Origin of the sequence: Mycobacterium sp. 1465703.0, from assembly GCF_001672975.1 — a bacterium.
In the GTDB taxonomy this organism is placed as follows: Bacteria; Actinomycetota; Actinomycetes; order Mycobacteriales; family Mycobacteriaceae; genus Mycobacterium.
This window is the reverse complement of the sequence record NZ_LZKU01000125.1, coordinates 18311-34520: the sequence shown is the minus strand read 5'-3', so window position 1 is coordinate 34520 and position 16210 is coordinate 18311. Positions and strand designations below refer to the sequence as shown.

Here is a 16210-nt window from a genome sequence, read left to right as displayed (position 1 = left end):
AGGCTAGCAGGGTGGCCAGTACGCGCGAGTCCTGTGGGCGACCGTCGTCGTCGGCCAGCCACACCCAGTCGGCGCCCTGGGCCAGCGCGTGCAGCATGCCTAGCGCGAAACCGCCTGCGCCGCCGAGGTTTCGGTGTGATGGGAGGTAAGTGGTCGGAATCGGTTGACCGGCCACCAGGTCGCGCACCCGGCCGGAGCCTGGACCGTCGTTATCCACCACGATCAGGTGATCGGGCTGTCGGCTCTGGGTGCTCAGCGCATCGAGTGACTTGGCCAGCTCGTCGGGGCGCCGGTGGGTGACGACGACGGCGAAGACGGTCTCACTCATCCCCGGATGCTCTTTGCACCAGGGGCGTGTCGACCCGATTCGCTTCTTGGGTCTCGGCCAACACCTCACGCACGTGCCGGGCCGCTTCCTCCCCTTCGTACGCGCGCACCACGTCTTCGATGCCGCCGGACATGCGAATGACTCCGTGGTCGATCCACATCGCCGTCTTGCACAACCGGGCCAGGAATTCGTTGGAATGGCTTGCGAACACCAGGATTCCGGAACGCTCCACCAAGCGTTGCAACCGCGACTGCGCCTTCTTCAGGAAGTCGGCGTCCACCGCGCCGATGCCTTCGTCGAGTAGCAGGATCTCGGGGTCGATGCTGGTGACTACGCCCATCGCCAGCCGGACCCGCATACCGGTGGAATAGGTGCGCAGCGGCATCGACAGGTAATCGCCCAGCTCGGTGAACTCGGCGATCTCGTCGACCTTGGACAACATCTGCTTGCGGGTCTGACCCAGGAACAGACCGCGAATGATGATGTTCTCGTAGCCGGAGATCTCGGGGTCCATCCCGACGCCCAGATCGAAGACCGGGGCGACCCTACCGGTGACCGTCGCCCAGCCGCGAGTAGGCTCGTAGATGCCCGAAAGTAGGCGCAGCAGAGTCGATTTCCCGGCCCCGTTGTGGCCCACCAGACCGACCCGGTCGCCCAGCTCCAGGGACATGGTGATGTCGCGCAAGGCTTCGACGACAACCACGTTGGAACTGTTGCGGCCGATCGTGCCGCCGGCCTTGCCCAAGAAGGCCTTCTTCAACGAACGCGACTTGGCGTCGAAGATGGGAAATTCCACCCACGCGTTGTGCGTCTCGATGTGAGGACCAGAGCCCGGCGCCATTGATTGCCGCGTCTGCACTTACAGGTACTGACCGTGCCCGGGCGCACCGCCCGGCTTGCCGAGGCCGGGAGGAAGCGCACCCTGGCGCATCTTTTCCAGCTGCGCGCGGGCGGCCATCTGCTGGGCGAACAACGCGGTCTGAATACCGTGGAACAGTCCTTCCAGCCAGCCGACCAACTGCGCTTGAGCGATGCGCAATTCGGCGTCGGACGGCGCGGACTCCTCGTTGAAGGGCAGGGTGAGGCGGTCCAGCTCCTCCCGCAGTTCCGGTGCCAGGCCCTCTTCGAGTTCCCGGATGCTGGTCGCATGGATCTCGCGCAGCCGATTACGGCTGGCCTCGTCCAGCGGTGCTGCGCGCACTTCCTCGAGCAGTTGCTTGATCATGGTCCCGATTCGCATCACCTTTGCCGGCTGCTCAACCAGGTCGGTCAGCGAGCGCTCGTCGGTTTCGTCCTCGGAGACCGCCATGATGCGCGGGTCGACGCCACCGATGATTTCGACGTCGTCGTCATCGTTGCGGGTACTCAATGCTTCACCATCCTTTGTGGACTATGAGTGTGGCGTAGTGCCGTTTCCGCGCCATTCATAAATTCGGGCACCGCCATTGTCGTAGATCAATGTCCACGACTTCGACTTATCCAGTGACACTAGTCCTTCGGGTACGGCGAACCCGCGGACAGTCGGCGTGCTGGTGTAGATGTACCGAATATTGAGCGCCTTAATCGCCTCGAGGACTCGTGGATCCGATTCACCTTTGCGGGCCGAGGTCCAGAAAATATAGCGGTAGTAGCCAGGGCCGGTCTGCTGCGGGAAGTCGTAGTGGGTCCACAGCGGATGCAGGTCGGCGACCGCATACATCCACGCAGTACCGTCGACGTTCGAGTTGCCGATCAGGGTGTCGTGCGCACCGGGCAGGGTCGCCAGGTAGGCCATGGCCATCAGGTCGCGCTGGTCGACCATCACCGAGTCGTATTTGTCGCCGAGCAGAAACATGTGCCGGTAGAAGTAATGCCGGGCGGTGAGCACGGTGGCCGCCACCAGCAGAATCGCGGTGGTCGCGATCCAGACCGGGGTGGCCACCGGTCTGAACCGGTCGGTGACCCGCCGGGCGCCCGCAACCACCGCCATCACTATCGCGAACAGTGCGACCCCGGCCATCGGCTCCAACAGCAGGGTGATGGCCGCCGAGATGCGACGGGGGTCCTTGTAGAAGAACTCACCGAACATTCCGGCCACCGCGCCGATCGGGCCGCCCAATGGGTTTCCGGCGTCGATGTCGACCACGACGAGCAGCAGCCACACGGCGAGCGGCCACCAGATCTTCTTGATCAGGAAAATGACGGCGCCGATTGCGGTCACCACGATCAGTCCGTACTGAACCGGAAAGTCGTTGAGGTGCCGGGAGTGCTGGAAGATCGCGTCGAAGATTCCCCGCTTCTTGCTCAGGTGGGTCAGAAATGAGTGCCCGGCAATGATGTCTTCCTGCCCCTGGACGCTGATGAACTGCGGTAACAGGATCAACGCGGTGATCACGGCAACGCAGGACAAGATCAGAACGTCAGCCAACCTGCCCCGCACCGGATGCGGTAACGCCACCAGGGCCCACCAGGCCACCAGGAACAACAAGACGATCACCCCACCGGTGATGTGCACGGACATCACGCCCACCCACGCCAGCACGGCAGCCGGGATGCGATCGCGGTGCCGCAGCGTGGAGGTGATCAAGACGAACGCGGGGGCCGCCGCCCCGTAGGCCGCCAGGTTGGGCATCGCCGCGACGCCGAACTCGACATAGGGAACCGCGGTGAATGACGCCGACAGCGCAGCCGCGGTGGCCGCCGCCCCGGCGCAGCGCCATTCGGTCGTGTGCGGCCGCAACAGATGCCAGGTGAACATCGCCGCGCTGGTGGGGAAAAGCCAGACCGACGCGGCGATGGAACTCAGCGTGTAGCCGGTGGTGGGGGCCGCCCCGGTCAGTTGGCAGAACACCGCGGTCAGGGCGTGGAACACCGACGGGTAATACAGGGTCCGATGGGTCTCGACGTTGCGCAGCTCGCCCATGTGCGTCGATGACGCCTGGCCGGTGTCCAGAATGAACCGCACCTCGTTGGCATGCCAAACGGCGTCCCAGGTGCTCGGGATGGTCTGCCAATGGGCGGCCAGGCCGCGGTAGACGGCCCACATGATCAGCAGGGCGCCCAGCAGCACGCCCGCCGCTACGGTGATGGCCGGCCAGCGGCTGACCCCCAGGGCTTCGGCGTCACGGTCGCGGTAGCGGGCCAGCAGCAGCTGGAGACCGATCATCAGCAGGCACACCACGACCAGCGCCGCCAGCGCGGTCCAGCCGTTCCACGGTATTCCGATGGCGCCGAACGGAATGATGGCCAGTGCGACCACGCCATAGGTGAGTGCCGGGCCAACCGCGACGGCGACCTGCCAAGACAGTTGACTGATACGTGCGATGATCGCCCCGGGCGCTATCAGCAAAAACAATGCAATGAGCGTTCCGCACCAGAGCCCCACTCGACTAGTATGGCTGGCCGGGTGCCCTGGCTCGGGAGGCCGTCAATTGGCCGGACGTCCGTGGCACCCGCTACCGTCACGGTTTCGCAAAAAGCGGAAGCTCTAAGGTGGCCCACATGGCATATGACGTCGCCCGGGTGCGCGGACTGCATCCGTCGCTGGGTGACGGGTGGGTACACTTCGACGCCCCGGGTGGGATGCTGATTCCGGATTCCGTCGCGACCACGGTGTCGACGGCATTCCGCAGGTCTGGTCCGACCACCGTCGGTGCCCATCCGTCGGCGCAGCGCAGTGCCGCCGTCTTGGAGGCGGCGCGGGCGGCGGTGGCCGATCTGTTCAACGTCGAACCGGCGGGTGTGGTGCTTGGCGCCGATCGGGCGATCTTGTTGTCCGCGCTGGCCGAGGCGTCATCCTCGCGGGCCGGGCTGGGCTACGAGGTCATCGTCAGCCGCCTGGACGACGAAGCCAACATCGCCCCGTGGCTGCGCGCGGCGCACCGCTACGGCGCCAAGGTCAAGTGGGCCGAGATCGACATCGAGACCGGTGAGCTGCCGACATGGCAGTGGGAGGGCCTGGTCGGAAAGTCGACCAGGCTGGTCGCCGTAGCGTCGGCCTCGGCCACGTTGGGCACCGTCACCGATCTGCGGGCGATGACCAAGCTGGTGCACGACGTCGGCGGCCTGGTGGTGGTCGACCACTCCGCCGCCGCGCCCTACCGGCTGCTCGACGTGAAGGAAACCGACGCCGACGTGGTGGCGGTGAACGCCGCGGCGTGGGGCGGTCCGCCGATCGGGGCGATCGTGTTCCGCGACCCGGCGCTGCTCAACTCGTTCAGTTCTATTTCGCCGGACCCCAAGGCCACCGGGGCGGCGCGCCTCGAGCTCGGCGCACACCAGTTCGGTCTGCTGGCCGGCGTGGTGGCCAGCATCGAGTACCTGGCCTCGCTCGATGAATCCGCCCGCGGCGGCCGGCGCGAACGACTGGCGGTATCGATGCAATCCGCCACGTCGTATCTGAACCGGATCTACGACTACCTGATGGTGTCGTTGCGCTCGCTGCCGTTGGTGATGGTGATCGGCCGTCCGGAGGTGCGCATCCCGGTGGTCAGTTTCGCCTTGAACGGTGTGCCCGCCGAGCGAGTCGTGCAGCGATTAGCGGACAACGGGATCCTGGCGATCACCAACGAGAGTTCCCGCGCGCTGGACGTGTTGGGCGTCAACGACATTGGCGGCGCGGTCACCGTCGGGCTGGCGCACTACTCGACGACGGCCGAAGTCGACCAGTTGGTCCGCGCTCTGGCCTCGCTCGGCTAAGCCGGCAGCGTCAGGACGACCTTTCCGTGCACCTCGCTTGCCGTCAGCTTCTGGTGGGCGGCACTCGCCTGCTCGATGCGTATCCGCTCGCCGATGATCGGCCGAACCCGGCCGTCGGCAATCATCGGCCACACCGCGTCGGCCACCGCCGCGACGATCTCGCCTTTGCTGTTCGGGCCGCTCACCGGCCGTCCTCGCAGCGTGGTGCCGATGACTCGGGCTCGCTTGGCGAGCAGCTTGGCGACGTTGAGCTCACCCTTGATGCCGCCCTGCATGCCGATGATGACGAGCTGTCCATCGGAGGCCAGGGCGTCGATGTTGCGGTCCAGATAGGAGGCACCCATGATGTCGAAGATCACGTCGGCGCCGCCGGACTCCTGCAGCCGCGCGACGAAGTCTTCGTCGCGATAGTTGATCGTGATCTCGGCGCCCAAGTCGCGGCAGGTCTGCAGCTTTTCCGCTGACCCGGCGGTGACCGCCACCCGGGCACCCAGCGCCCGGGCGATCTGGATCGCGTGGGTTCCGATGCCGCTGGCTCCGCCGTGCATCAGTAGCAGCTGGTCTTTGCTCAGGTGGGCGATCATCACCAGGTTGGACCACACCGTGCAGGCCACTTCCGGCAACCCGGCAGCATCGATCAGATCGACACCAGAGGGAATGGGTAGCACCTGGCCGGCTGGAACGGCGACGTACTCCGCGTATCCGCCGCCGGCCAGTAGTGCGCAAACCTCTTGTCCGACAGACCATTCGGTGACATCGGAGCCGACATCGGCGATGACGCCGGACACTTCCATGCCGATGATCTCGCTCGCTCCCGGCGGCGGCGGATATTTGCCGGCGGCTTGCAACAGGTCGGCGCGGTTCACGCCGGCGGCGGCGACCTTGACCAAGACCTCGCCCGGCCCGGCGGACACATCGGGCACTTCCTGCCACACGAGTTGTTCGGGGGATTCGGCGACGATGGCGCGCATGATGGCCAGGCTACCGACCCCCGTTACCCTTATCAGCGGTGGCGTGGCAGAGCGGCCTAATGCACTCGCCTTGAAAGCGAGAGACGGCTAAAACCGTCCGGGGGTTCAAATCCCTCCGCCACCGCTCTTAGCGGTCGACACTCTGGTGCAGCGTCGGTGCGTAGCGCAGCACCGCGCCCACGCCCTCGGCCGGGGCGATCCGTTCGTCGGTGCGCACCAGGGCGGCGCCGACCGAGATCGCTGAGACCGGTAGCGCCTCGTCAGCCCGCAGCGTCTTGGCGGGAGCGGCGCCCTGCTCGGACAGCACGTTCTCGTCGGGGGCGATCATCGTCAAGCCTTCATCGGCAACCACGGTCGCATCACCGATGTCACCGATGATCAGCGTCTCTACGGCGCCTTGGCGCAGTGCCGAGCAGACCGGGCCGAGTCCCTCGGCGGCCAGGCCCGATTGGCGCCCGATCTCGGCGGTAAAGCGCTGCGCCACATCGTCGATGGTGCGCAGTTGGCGTTTGACGAATTCATCTTCGATGGCCCGCTCGATCTCGCTGAAGTCGTGACCGCTGTGCCGTGCCCCGACCTCGAGTGTCACCGCGCGCTCCTGCAGCCGCTCAGGCAGCGCGGCAAGCAGGTCGGAGCGCGAGCGCACCTCACCCACCACGAAGATCACCTCGATCGCCTTGTCGTCGGCGAGTTCGGCGACTCGGTCGGCGACGGCACGTACGTTTTTGCGGCCGGCCTCTTCGGTCCGCAATTGGGGATCACCGTAGCCCGCCGTCTCCGCGCCGGCAGATTTATGCACGGGATAGCCACCGCCGTCGACGGTCTCGGTGCGCAGCGTGCCGCCGATATGCGTGGTGATATCGGCACCGCTGTGGTCGACGACCACCAGAACGTAGTCCGGGTGATCGAAGCTCTGCTCAAGAATCGGTATCAGATAAGGCAATTCGGAGACGCGAGCGACATCGGTAGCGGCGGGCCGGGCCAAATGCTCGTTGATCACCACACCGTCGGCGCTGGCGATCACCGCCCGTCCGCTGCGGCCGATCGGCGGGCGCAGATTCATGATCGCGTCCTCGATCGCGTCGATGACCGGAGCGCCGGCGTGTGAGCGTTCGAGTTCTTCTTTCACCGCCCGCCACTTGAGCTCGAGTTGAGCTTCGGCGTCGTGGGTGTCGTGTGAGTCGTCGAAATACACCGAAACGAAGGGCCCCGGTGCGTCCAGCAATTTGCGGAAGCGTTGCGAGTCCATGCCTTGTTGGTTGCCCCACCAGCCGAGGGGCAAACACCTAGCTTCGATCACCCTCGCTGTCGTCGAAGAAGTGCCAGTCGCCATCGTGCTCGACTTCCATGCGCCAGCCGAGTTCGCTGTTGTCGGCCTTGTTGTCGACGAACCAGGCGTGTGCGTCGTCGGCGCTTTCGATGTCTTTGGTCGCGACGACCTCGCCCTTCGGGTTGAGCACTCGATAGGTAGCCATGAGGGCAGTGTTCCCACTGCCGTCGCTGTCAACCGGTCGGGATTTCGGCGGTGATGGCGTCCAGCAGGGCGGTATACCGGCCGGCTTCCGGATCGCGCCCGGGTTTGCCGCTGCTCACCACGCCGGCTGAGAGTCCGCGCGCGGGGTCGGCCCAGATTGCGATGTTCACCAAGCCCAGATTGCCGAACGCATGCGGGGCGTTGCGCCCGAACGGCCCCCACCGGTTGGTGCCCAGGATGAACCCGGTACCCCAGCGGGCCGGTTGCAAACCGACCGCGAAATCCGGTCGTAGTCTTCGACATTCGGTCACCGCACCGTACATCGTCTCCGGGCTGAGTACCCGCACGCCATCGAGTTCGCCACCGCGACGCCATATCTCGGCGAATCGTGACATCTCGTGCGCCGTCGACACGGTGTTCGACGACGGAATGATGGTGGTCAAGAACATCGGGGAGTTGGTGTAGGGGATCATCTCGTGCACGGTTCCGCCGATCGCCTTACGGAAGATCTGGGCGACCACCGGCGGTAGCGTCCGCCCGGTCGCGTGACTCGGGGCGACCAGCGGGACGTCCTTGGCCGCGACGCCGAAGTTGGTCCAGCGGAAGCCGAGTGGGTTGAGGATCTCGGTGGCCAGGATCTCGCGAATCTCCTTGCCGGTGGCCGCGTAGACGATCTCGCGCACCAGCGGACCCCAGGTCAGCGCGTGATACATGTGGATCAGCCCAGGGCGGTACAGGGGCCGCAACTCGCCCAGCTTCTGCTGCGCGTATTCGTGGTCGTCGGCGCGAGTGACGTCCGGCCTGGGCCCGGTGGGGAAGGGCAGCCCGGCGCTGTGGGTCATCACGTGCCGGATGGTGATCCGGTGCTTGCCGTGACTGGTGAACGTGGGGATGTATTCGCACACCCGGTCGTCGAGGGAGAAGACGCCGCGCTCGACGAGCATGTGCACGACGGTCGCCGCCATGCCCTTGGCCGCCGAGTACACACAGAACGGCGTGTCCGGCGTGACGGCGATCTTTTCGGCGTCGGGCGGGTCGCTCGGAGCGTTGCCCCAGCCGTGGCCGATCGCGCGGTTGAGCACGACGCGGCCGTGCCGGCGGATGCACAGCTGGATGGCGGGATGGAATCCGGCCCGGTACCAATGGCGTGCGGCCTGCCAGATCCGGTCAACGGCGGCGCTATCGATTTCGGAGTGGTCTTCGGCGCCGATCGCCGTCACCGAGTCCAGGTCTGCCGGAAGGCGGATCTTGCCGTCGGGAGTCATTGAGCGCGGCTGGTTCACCCCAGCGAGGGTACGTGGCGTCCGGTTATTCCCCGGTGAACTGCGGCGGGCGCTTTTCGAACGTCGCCGAGATGCCCTCGGTGAGGTCTTTGGACGGCAGGAAGGCCGCATTCCAGGCGGCCACATAGCGCAGGCTCTCCGAGACCGCTGCGATGCGCTGCTGGTCGAGAACGTCCTTGATGCCGTGAACGGTCAGTGGGGGATTGGCGGCGATCTCGGCGGCGGTGGCGTGGGCCGCGGCCAGGGTGGCGCCGGCGTCGGCGTGCACGTCGTTGACCAGACCGATCTTCTCGGCGCGGGCCGCATCGATGTCCTTGCCCGTCAGCGCCAGCTCGCGCAGGTGTCCGTCGTTCAGGATCAGCGGCAGCCGGGCCAGGCTGCCGACGTCGGCGACGATGGCGAGCTTGACCTCCCGCACCGAGAACTTGGCGTCGGCGCTGGCGTAGCGGATGTCGACCGCCGAGATCAGGTCGACGCCGCCGCCGATGCACCAGCCGTGCACCGCGGCGATGGTGGGGGTGCGGCAGTCGGCGACCGCACTGATCGCGCCCTGCATGCGCTTGACCTCGCGGTGGAATACGGCGCGCGGGCCGGCCAGTGCATCGCCGGACAGCAGCGGTGTGAACGAACCGCCCATCGCCGGAACGTCCAGGCCGTAGCTGAAGTTCTGGCCCGAACCGGTCAGCACGATGGCCCGCACCTCAGGGTCGGCGTCCAACGTCGCGAACAGTTCCGGCATCTCCGACCAGAAGGCCGGTCCCATCGCGTTGCCCTTGCCCGGTCCGATCAGCGTCACCTGAGCGACGTGGTCTTTCGTCTCGACGGTGATGGATTCGTATGCTTGCGCCATATCGAGACCGTAGCGTGGCGAATATGGCTCCTGACTTGCGACCCGGCCCGCATTCTCCGCCCACCGACGAGTTGCACAGCGCCGAAGACACCTTCGGGGTGTTGCAGCGGGTGCTGCACACGATCGCCGTTGACGACCTGTCGCGGCGGACGCCGTGCACGGAATTCGATGTGTCGGAGCTGACCGGGCACCTGCTGAACTCGATCAGGGGCCTCGGGGGCATGGTGGGCGCGGAAATCCCGGAGCGCGACGAAGGCGATTCGGTGGAGCGCCAGGTGGTCGCCGCGGCCCGGCCGGCGCTGGACGCCTGGCACCGCCACGGTTTGGACGGGTCGGTGCCGTTCGGCAAGAGCGAGATGCCCGCGAAAAGCGCGTGCGCCATCCTGTCGATCGAATTCCTGGTTCACGCTTGGGATTACGCCGCCGCGGTGGGTCACGAGATCAACGCGCCCGAACCGCTGTCTGAATACGTGCTGGGGCTGGCGCGTCACATCATCAGGCCGGAGTTTCGCGGTCAGGCCGGCTTCGACGATCCGGTCGACGTTCCCGCCGATGCCGGTGCGCTCGAGCAGCTTGTCGCCTTCACCGGCCGCGATCCCGCCCGGTAGCGCGCATCCTTGTCTGCCGAGCGCCCGGCCAGCCGGGCGTTGGGCGCCGAACGCCCGGGCCGCCGGGCACTCGATGAGCTGGCTACACCCGCTCGAGGTAGAAGTAGTAGTACTTGCCGTTGTCGCGGACGCCCTTGCCGTTCATGATGCCCATCACGGCGTCGTCGTCGATCTTCTTGAAGTGATCGTGCACCGGTTGGCCGTCGTAGACCATGGTGGCGGTGACCTCGCCGCGGAAGTCCTCCAGCCACAGGCTGGCCTCGCCCTTGCCCATCTCCACGTTGGAGAACTTGTTGCCGTCGGCGTCCAGGCAAACCAGGGGCTGCACGTCGCGGACCGACTTGAAGGTCTTGCCGTACCACCCGGCCTTCTCCAATTGGCCGTTCATCTTGTGGCCGGTCCGGAATTCGCCGCCCTTCCACTCGCCGAGCATGCCCTCGATCGTCGCGGGCTGAAGTTCCGCCCAAAACTCGTCGAGTTCGGAATCTGCGATGTCGCCGCTGCGCTCTTTGAACTCGGTGAACTTCTTCCGGGCGAGGTTCACGGACGACTCCTTAAGATTCGGTGCGGGCGATCCAGTCCCGGGCGAAATGCAGCAGCGCGTCATTCTCTTCCGGCGCACCAATCGTGACACGGACGCCGTCGGACGCGAACGGTCGCACCACCAGGCGCGCCTCGGCGGCCTGCTCGGTGAAGTCCATGGTGCGCTCGCCCAGCGGCAGCCAGACGAAGTTGGCCTGTGACGGGGGCAGGGTGAACCCAGCCTCGCGCAGCGCCGCGCCGACGCGGGTGCGCTCGACAACAACGGCGTCGGTGCGGGCCATCAGTTCGCCGGAGGCCTCCAGCGACGCGATGGCGGCGGCCTGCCCGACGTTCGTCACCGCGAAGGGCAAGAAGACCTTGTCCAGCGCGGTGATCAGTTCGGGATGGCCTACCGCGTAGCCGACGCGCAAGCCCGCCAAGCCGTAGGCCTTCGAAAAGGTCCGCAGCACAACGACGTTGCTGTGAGTTAGGGCCAGCTCCAAACTGTTCGGCAGCATGCCGTCGCGAACGTATTCGACGTAGGCCTCGTCGATGGCGATCAGGATGTGCGGCGGTACGGCGTCCACGAAACGTGCCAGGGCGTCCGGTTCGACGACGGTGGACGTCGGGTTGTTGGGGTTGCATACAAAGATGAGCCGAGTCCGGTCGGTGATCGCGGCGAGCATCGCGTCGAGGTCATGTGTGTGGTCGGTCAACGGCACTTTGACAGCGGTCGCGCCGGACACCTGGACGATGGGCACGTAGCACTCGAAGCTGCGCCAGCCGATCATCACCTCGTCGCCTGCAGCCGCGGCGATCTGAACCAACTGCTGGCACAAGGTGACCGAACCGCTGCCGACCGCGATGTGCTCGGGCGCGATGTCGGGACCCAGGTGCATGGCCAGCGCGGCCTTGAGGTCCACGCAGGCGCTGTCGGGATAGCGGTTGACGACGGCAACCGCGCGCTCGATCGCAGCGTGCACGCTGGGCAGCGGACCGTGCACGGTCTCGTTGCTGGCCAGTTTGATGGAGCCCGGCACGTTCTTGCCGGGGACATACACTGGCAGTCCGGCCAGTTCCTTACGCAGGCGGGCAGTCACTTCGACAGTTTACGTGTCAACTGTGTACAGTATGGCCGGTTCCGCGAGACCGGAAAGGGGTCGGTACCCTCAGAAAGTCCAAGGGAGGCGTGCCAGAGCGGCCGAATGGGGCTCACTGCTAATGAGTTGTCCCCCTCAAAGGGGACCGGAGGTTCAAATCCTCTCGCCTCCGCTAGATCCTTTAGCGGCAACACGGAACGACAACTGAAGAACAGGCGCCCGTAGCTCAACGGATAGAGCATCTGACTACGGATCAGAAGGTTAGGGGTTCGAATCCCTTCGGGCGCGCTTTTTCGGCCCCCTTCGGAGAGTGCCGAATTCTCGGCTTATCGGAACCTGGACTGCACGATGATGCATCTACACGTCCGGTAGCCGCTTGCTCAGCTGTTCCAGCGTCAGCATTTCTCGCCCCTGGTCGTCGAGATAGGGGATGCCGATCCCGTACTCCTCCCACCGTGCGGCGACTCGGGATTCCAGCTCAGGAGCGATCTTGTCGATCGGCGGGTAGTGGCGGCCACCCCACTCCGGGCGCTGTCCGAATTCCCATGTGCGGGTGGCGTCGACGAGCACCCTCGTCCATTCGCCGGCACCGTACTTAGTGGGGTTGTTTTTCTCCGGCGGGGTGGACGGATCTATCGAAGAGCCCATGGTCGGTCCATAGAATGCGATGTCACCGAGGCCGGCATTCACGCGGTATGACATGGCCCATTCCAGCGCGACCGGATCGCGGATGTCGATGTCCTCCTCGACGACCGTGACGTTCTTGTGCATCCACACCGCTCCACCGGTACCCCACAGCGCCGCCGCCACCTGTTGGGCATGCCCGCGGTAGGCCTTGTGGATCTGCACCACGGTGTTTTGGCCGTTGCTAATTTCCGTCATCCATAGGTCGGTGATGCCCCCGATCCCGAGGTCGTCGAGCACGTTCCAGGTAATCGCGGACCGCGCGAAGTTGACGATGCTGTCTTCGTTGAACATTCCGGGCCGGATCCCCTCGAGGGTGCCTCGCATGACTGGGTCGTTGCGGTGGGTGATCCGGGTGACCCGCAGGACCGGCGCCGTTCCGGCGTCACCGTGGTAACCCGGGTACTCGCCGAACGGGCCCTCCTTTACATAGGTGGCCGGGTCCGGGTCGATGTAGCCCTCGACGACGATCTCAGCGCTCGCCGGAACATGCAACGGCACTGTTTCGCAAGCCACCAGGTCGACCGGGCGGCCGAGCAGAGCCCCCATCATGTCCCATTCACAGACGTCTTTGGGGAACGGGGAACCGGCGCAGAAACCCAACACGTCGTGCCACCCGTAGACAACAGCGACCGGCATCGGCTCTGGTTTGTATCCCTGCATATGGCCACCCCAACCTTGACTGGGCACCAAGAGCTTGGCGATCTTGTCGCGGTCGACGACCATCCCGCGGTAGCAGCCGACGTTGTCGCGTCCGGTCACCTTGTCCTCGGTGACGACACCGCAGAACGTGTCGATATAGCGACCGCCGTCGGAGGCATGCCACTTCGGCGCTGGAAACTGGAAGAGATCGATCTCGTCGCCTTCGATGATGTTTTCCTTGACCGGGCCGGTGTCGACCACGCGCGGCGGGATGGGCTTCTTGAAGGCCTCCCGAAGGTGCCGCACGATAGCTGCGTCGCTTGTGTTTTCAGGCAAACCCAGCATCAGCTGGACCTGGCGTCGATTGCCGATTGCCGACGTCAGCAGCTTGGTGCACCGAGTGTTCTCGTGGCCGATGATGTTCTCGAACAGCAGCGCGGGGCCACCGAGGGAGAGGTTGGCCCGAGTGATCGCGCCAATCTCTTCGTTCCAATCGACGGGGGCCGTGACGCGGCGCAACTGACCCGCGGCTTCGAGTGTGGCCAACCAGCTCCGCTGGTCGGGCCCTGTCTCCTGGTCGGTCCGCTGGGTGATGTTCGTGGTTTCTGGCGGCCTTGTACTGGTAGTCACTTTGTTCTCCTCAAAGAATTGCGGCTGGTTCGCCGTTCACGGGGACTGGATGCTGATCGTCCTTCCAGCGTTTGATCAGGGAGTGCTCGATCCCGAGTTGATCGATGATGCGGCCGACCACGTAGTCGTTCACCTCGTCGACAGTGGTGGGTCGCGCGTAATAGGCCACCGTCGGCGGAAAGATCACGGCACCGGCGCGGGCCAGATAGTGCATGTTCTCTAGGTGGATCTCGCTTAACGGAGCCTCCCGCGCGACGAGGACGAGCTTGCGGCGTTCCTTCAGTGTCACGTCGGCGGCGCGGGTGATCAGGTTGTCACTGAATCCGATCCGGATGGCGCTCAACGTCTTCATGCTGCACGGGCAAACGACCATGCCATCGGTTCGGAACGACCCGCTGGAAATGCCTGCGGCAAGATCGCGGGCACTGTAGGCGCGTGAAGCCAGGGCTCGGACGTCGTCGACGCTGGTTTCGGTCTCGAGTTTTATTGTCGCCCGGGCCCAGTCGCTGAGAATCAGATGCGTCTCAACCCCCAGCCCCTTGAGAACTTCCAACAGACGGATGCCCAGAGCGGCCCCGGTCGCTCCGGTCATAGCAACCACCAAGCGCATCGTCTTCCTCCTAATCGATCAGTCGGGGTTGGTTATTGGTCGTAATGACCACGACTGTTCCTGTTTGGTTTGCCGTCGGGTGATGACTGAGTGACCATGATCAACTCGGGCAACTGGACTAAGTCTCTGCGGGTGATGCGCAATTCACCTACAGCTATTGAGCCGTTCCGCCCACAAATTGCGACACGATGGCGGTGTGGTAGCGGTCAGCACGTTCGCGGGTGGTGGCACGAAGTCTTTGCCGAAGTCAACCAGTTCGGCGCGGACTATCACAGGGCGCGATGTGACAACCTCGATCGAACTCGGTTGGGGCAGCACGGGTTTGAGCTGCAGTGGTGTCAGCATGTGTGCATTCGCGGTCAGCCCCGACTGGTAAGCGCCGGCGCTGTCGCCATCGCAGCCGTCGACACATCAGCAAGCACAAGCCATCCCACTCAGCCGCTGCCGACACATCGGTGCACCAGATGCATTCGGCTCGAGTCGATCTCGTGCGTCGAGAGTCATGTTCACAGGCGGGCGCCACCAATTGGTCGGTCACAACAACTCTTTGGCCAGGAGCTCAAGTGTCGTCACGCGCCCCGGTGCGGTCGCGGGGTCAGCACCGGCGTGCGCCGACGCGACCGGGATCACCATCACCTCGTCGACATCGAACCGTTCGGCGAGTACCCGCAGCTGGTCGGCGGCCTCGGTGGGCGTTCCGACGACAGCACGTCGCATTCTGTCCTGAACGATGTGATGCTGCTGCTCCGTCAGCTGGGCGACGGCTGCTTCCTCGACCAGCGGCACGGGACCGAGCGGCACCCCGGTAAGCATCCGCGCCACCATCTGCTGGTCGGGCAACATCAAAGCCGTTGCCTCTTCCTGGGTTTCCGCCACCGTGGCGTCCACCGTTATAAACGTCATTGGCTCGGCGGCGAACTTGCTGGGCACGAATCGCGATCGGTAGGTCTCGAGTGCATCTTCAATTCCCTTGCCGGAGAAATGATTAGCAAAGACGTAAGGCAGTCCCCTGGCGGCGGCCAAATGCGCGGAATACATCGACGAGCCCAGCAGCCACAGCTGCGGTTCGCCAACCGCGGCCGGGGTGGCTTTGAGTCGGTAGTCGCCCGAGCGCACCGGAACCACCACGCCGCGCGCGCCAACCAGAGCCGCCACATCGTCGAGGTATTCGGGGAATTTCTCGATGTCGCGGTCATGACTGCCGCGGAGGGCAGCCGACGTCACCGGGTCGGAGCCGGGCGCCCGGCCAATACCCAGGTCGATGCGGCCCGGTGCGGCCGCTTCGAGCAACGCGAACTGCTCGGCCACTGCCAGTGGCGCGTGATTGGGCAGCATCACGCCGCCCGACCCCAGCCGCAGCTGCGCGGTCTGCGCAGCCAGATAGGCGATCAGCACCGGCGGGTTGGTGGCTCCCACGTTCGGCATGTTGTGGTGCTCGGTGACCCAGTACCGGGTGAAGCCCAGCCGGTCGGCGGTCTGTGCCAGCTGCACGGTGACCGCCAGCGCATCACCGGTGGTTTGGTCGCTGCGTACGGGGACGAAGTCAAGAACTGAAAGTCGCATGGCAGCGCCAACGCCGCGTACCGAGCGAACATTCCCGGCTCAGAACTTCTTTCGAGCAAATGAAGGCCACGATGCGGACGAATGCCTCTTGAGGGAGAGGTCCCCCGGGGTGTTGTCGAACACAGCATCGCCTACGACGATGAAGTCAAATAAATGAGCATTCGCGATGACGGAAGCTTGTAAAGCATTCAGAGTCAACGCAATTCGTCGCACGGTTGCGGGGCGTTGTATCCGCTGTTCTGGAGGTCATTGACGCTGAGCGCGATAC

Annotated in this window: 16 protein-coding genes and 3 tRNA genes; 5 read left to right on the top strand and 14 right to left on the bottom strand. The window is 65.1% G+C overall.

Annotated features, from left to right (window positions below; all coding sequences use genetic code 11):
* The 4 genes from A5625_RS10960 to A5625_RS10945 all read right to left on the bottom strand — a co-directional run.
* On the bottom strand, positions 1 to 328 hold a 328-nt coding region (locus A5625_RS10960), incomplete at its 3' end, for a glycosyltransferase (RefSeq protein WP_156748128.1).
* Complete coding sequence (locus A5625_RS10955; protein ID WP_066992861.1) at positions 321 to 1169, bottom strand: ABC transporter ATP-binding protein; 849 nt, start codon at positions 1167 to 1169, stop codon at positions 321 to 323. The genes A5625_RS10960 and A5625_RS10955, both read right to left, overlap by 8 nt.
* Before the next feature lie 18 nt (positions 1170 to 1187).
* Complete coding sequence (locus tag A5625_RS10950; protein WP_232003590.1) at positions 1188 to 1637, bottom strand: bacterial proteasome activator family protein; 450 nt, start codon at positions 1635 to 1637, stop codon at positions 1188 to 1190.
* Positions 1638 to 1718: 81 nt separating this feature from the next.
* Positions 1719 to 3692 carry a DUF6541 family protein gene (locus A5625_RS10945; protein ID WP_066992856.1) on the bottom strand — a complete coding sequence of 658 codons (1974 nt, stop codon included), beginning with the start codon at positions 3690 to 3692 and terminating at the stop codon, positions 1719 to 1721.
* 116 nt (positions 3693 to 3808) lie between these two features.
* On the opposite strand from A5625_RS10945, the gene A5625_RS10940 reads away from it, so the two are divergent.
* Positions 3809 to 5005, top strand: a complete 1197-nt coding sequence (locus A5625_RS10940; protein WP_066992853.1) for a cysteine desulfurase-like protein — start codon at positions 3809 to 3811, stop codon at positions 5003 to 5005.
* On the opposite strand, the gene A5625_RS10935 is transcribed toward A5625_RS10940, so the two are convergent.
* Positions 5002 to 5976, bottom strand: coding sequence for an NAD(P)H-quinone oxidoreductase (locus tag A5625_RS10935; RefSeq protein WP_066992848.1), 975 nt, complete (start codon positions 5974 to 5976; stop codon positions 5002 to 5004). The genes A5625_RS10940 and A5625_RS10935 overlap by 4 nt on opposite strands.
* 37 nt (positions 5977 to 6013) lie before the next feature.
* Here A5625_RS10935 and A5625_RS10930 point away from each other — a divergent pair.
* Positions 6014 to 6100 (top strand) — tRNA-Ser (locus A5625_RS10930).
* 3 nt (positions 6101 to 6103) lie between these two features.
* On the opposite strand, the gene A5625_RS10925 is transcribed toward A5625_RS10930, so the two are convergent.
* The 4 genes from A5625_RS10925 to A5625_RS10910 are packed head-to-tail and all read right to left on the bottom strand — an operon-like array spanning position 6104 to position 9583.
* Positions 6104 to 7225 carry a hypothetical protein gene (locus A5625_RS10925; protein ID WP_066992846.1) on the bottom strand — a complete coding sequence of 374 codons (1122 nt, stop codon included), beginning with the start codon at positions 7223 to 7225 and terminating at the stop codon, positions 6104 to 6106.
* 37 nt (positions 7226 to 7262) lie between these two features.
* On the bottom strand, positions 7263 to 7451 hold the full coding sequence (locus A5625_RS10920; RefSeq protein ID WP_066992834.1) for a hypothetical protein: 189 nt from the start codon (positions 7449 to 7451) through the stop codon (positions 7263 to 7265).
* Positions 7452 to 7479: 28 nt separating this feature from the next.
* Positions 7480 to 8715: a lipase LipE gene (gene lipE / locus A5625_RS10915; protein ID WP_066992831.1), complete on the bottom strand. Its 1236-nt coding sequence runs from the start codon at positions 8713 to 8715 to the stop codon at positions 7480 to 7482.
* A 43-nt stretch (positions 8716 to 8758) separates the two neighbouring features.
* Positions 8759 to 9583 carry a crotonase/enoyl-CoA hydratase family protein gene (locus tag A5625_RS10910; protein ID WP_066992828.1) on the bottom strand — a complete coding sequence of 275 codons (825 nt, stop codon included), beginning with the start codon at positions 9581 to 9583 and terminating at the stop codon, positions 8759 to 8761.
* Positions 9584 to 9606: 23 nt separating this feature from the next.
* Between A5625_RS10910 and A5625_RS10905 the strand changes: the two genes are divergently transcribed.
* Positions 9607 to 10191, top strand: a complete 585-nt coding sequence (locus A5625_RS10905; RefSeq protein ID WP_197516048.1) for a TIGR03086 family metal-binding protein — start codon at positions 9607 to 9609, stop codon at positions 10189 to 10191.
* 82 nt (positions 10192 to 10273) lie between these two features.
* Here A5625_RS10905 and A5625_RS10900 read toward each other — a convergent pair whose 3' ends face one another.
* Positions 10274 to 10735 carry a DUF4334 domain-containing protein gene (locus A5625_RS10900; protein WP_066992822.1) on the bottom strand — a complete coding sequence of 154 codons (462 nt, stop codon included), beginning with the start codon at positions 10733 to 10735 and terminating at the stop codon, positions 10274 to 10276.
* 10 nt (positions 10736 to 10745) lie between these two features.
* Positions 10746 to 11813 (bottom strand): pyridoxal phosphate-dependent aminotransferase, encoded by a 1068-nt coding sequence (locus A5625_RS10895; RefSeq protein ID WP_066992820.1) that lies wholly within the window; start codon positions 11811 to 11813, stop codon positions 10746 to 10748.
* Between the two features lie 83 nt (positions 11814 to 11896).
* Between A5625_RS10895 and A5625_RS10890 the strand changes: the two genes are divergently transcribed.
* Positions 11897 to 11985, top strand: a tRNA-Ser gene (locus A5625_RS10890).
* A gap of 43 nt (positions 11986 to 12028) precedes the next feature.
* A tRNA-Arg gene (locus A5625_RS10885) sits at positions 12029 to 12101 on the top strand.
* Between the two features lie 69 nt (positions 12102 to 12170).
* On the opposite strand, the gene A5625_RS10880 is transcribed toward A5625_RS10885, so the two are convergent.
* From A5625_RS10880 to A5625_RS10870, 3 genes are all read right to left on the bottom strand, one after another.
* Positions 12171 to 13769, bottom strand: a complete 1599-nt coding sequence (locus tag A5625_RS10880) for a UbiD family decarboxylase (RefSeq protein WP_066992817.1) — start codon at positions 13767 to 13769, stop codon at positions 12171 to 12173.
* Between the two features lie 10 nt (positions 13770 to 13779).
* Entirely contained in the window at positions 13780 to 14379 is a 600-nt protein-coding gene (locus tag A5625_RS10875; protein WP_066992814.1) for a UbiX family flavin prenyltransferase, read from the bottom strand.
* A gap of 534 nt (positions 14380 to 14913) precedes the next feature.
* Positions 14914 to 15942, bottom strand: coding sequence for an LLM class flavin-dependent oxidoreductase (locus A5625_RS10870; RefSeq protein WP_066992810.1), 1029 nt, complete (start codon positions 15940 to 15942; stop codon positions 14914 to 14916).
* Between the last annotated feature and the right edge of the window lie 268 nt (positions 15943 to 16210).

Bases quoted from the DNA above. Each gene is read 5' to 3' on its own strand.
- A5625_RS10955 (WP_066992861.1), bottom strand. From the start codon at position 1,169: ATGGCGCCGGGCTCTGGTCCTCACATCGAGACGCACAACGCGTGGGTG.
- A5625_RS10950 (WP_232003590.1), bottom strand. From the start codon at position 1,637: ATGGCGGTCTCCGAGGACGAAACCGACGAGCGCTCGCTGACCGACCTG.
- A5625_RS10940 (WP_066992853.1), top strand. From the start codon at position 3,809: ATGGCATATGACGTCGCCCGGGTGCGCGGACTGCATCCGTCGCTGGGT.
- A5625_RS10935 (WP_066992848.1), bottom strand. From the start codon at position 5,976: ATGCGCGCCATCGTCGCCGAATCCCCCGAACAACTCGTGTGGCAGGAA.
- A5625_RS10925 (WP_066992846.1), bottom strand. From the start codon at position 7,225: ATGGACTCGCAACGCTTCCGCAAATTGCTGGACGCACCGGGGCCCTTC.
- A5625_RS10920 (WP_066992834.1), bottom strand. From the start codon at position 7,451: ATGGCTACCTATCGAGTGCTCAACCCGAAGGGCGAGGTCGTCGCGACC.
- lipE (WP_066992831.1), bottom strand. From the start codon at position 8,715: ATGACTCCCGACGGCAAGATCCGCCTTCCGGCAGACCTGGACTCGGTG.
- A5625_RS10910 (WP_066992828.1), bottom strand. From the start codon at position 9,583: ATGGCGCAAGCATACGAATCCATCACCGTCGAGACGAAAGACCACGTC.
- A5625_RS10905 (WP_197516048.1), top strand. From the start codon at position 9,607: ATGGCTCCTGACTTGCGACCCGGCCCGCATTCTCCGCCCACCGACGAG.
- A5625_RS10875 (WP_066992814.1), bottom strand. From the start codon at position 14,379: ATGCGCTTGGTGGTTGCTATGACCGGAGCGACCGGGGCCGCTCTGGGC.
- A5625_RS10870 (WP_066992810.1), bottom strand. From the start codon at position 15,942: ATGCGACTTTCAGTTCTTGACTTCGTCCCCGTACGCAGCGACCAAACC.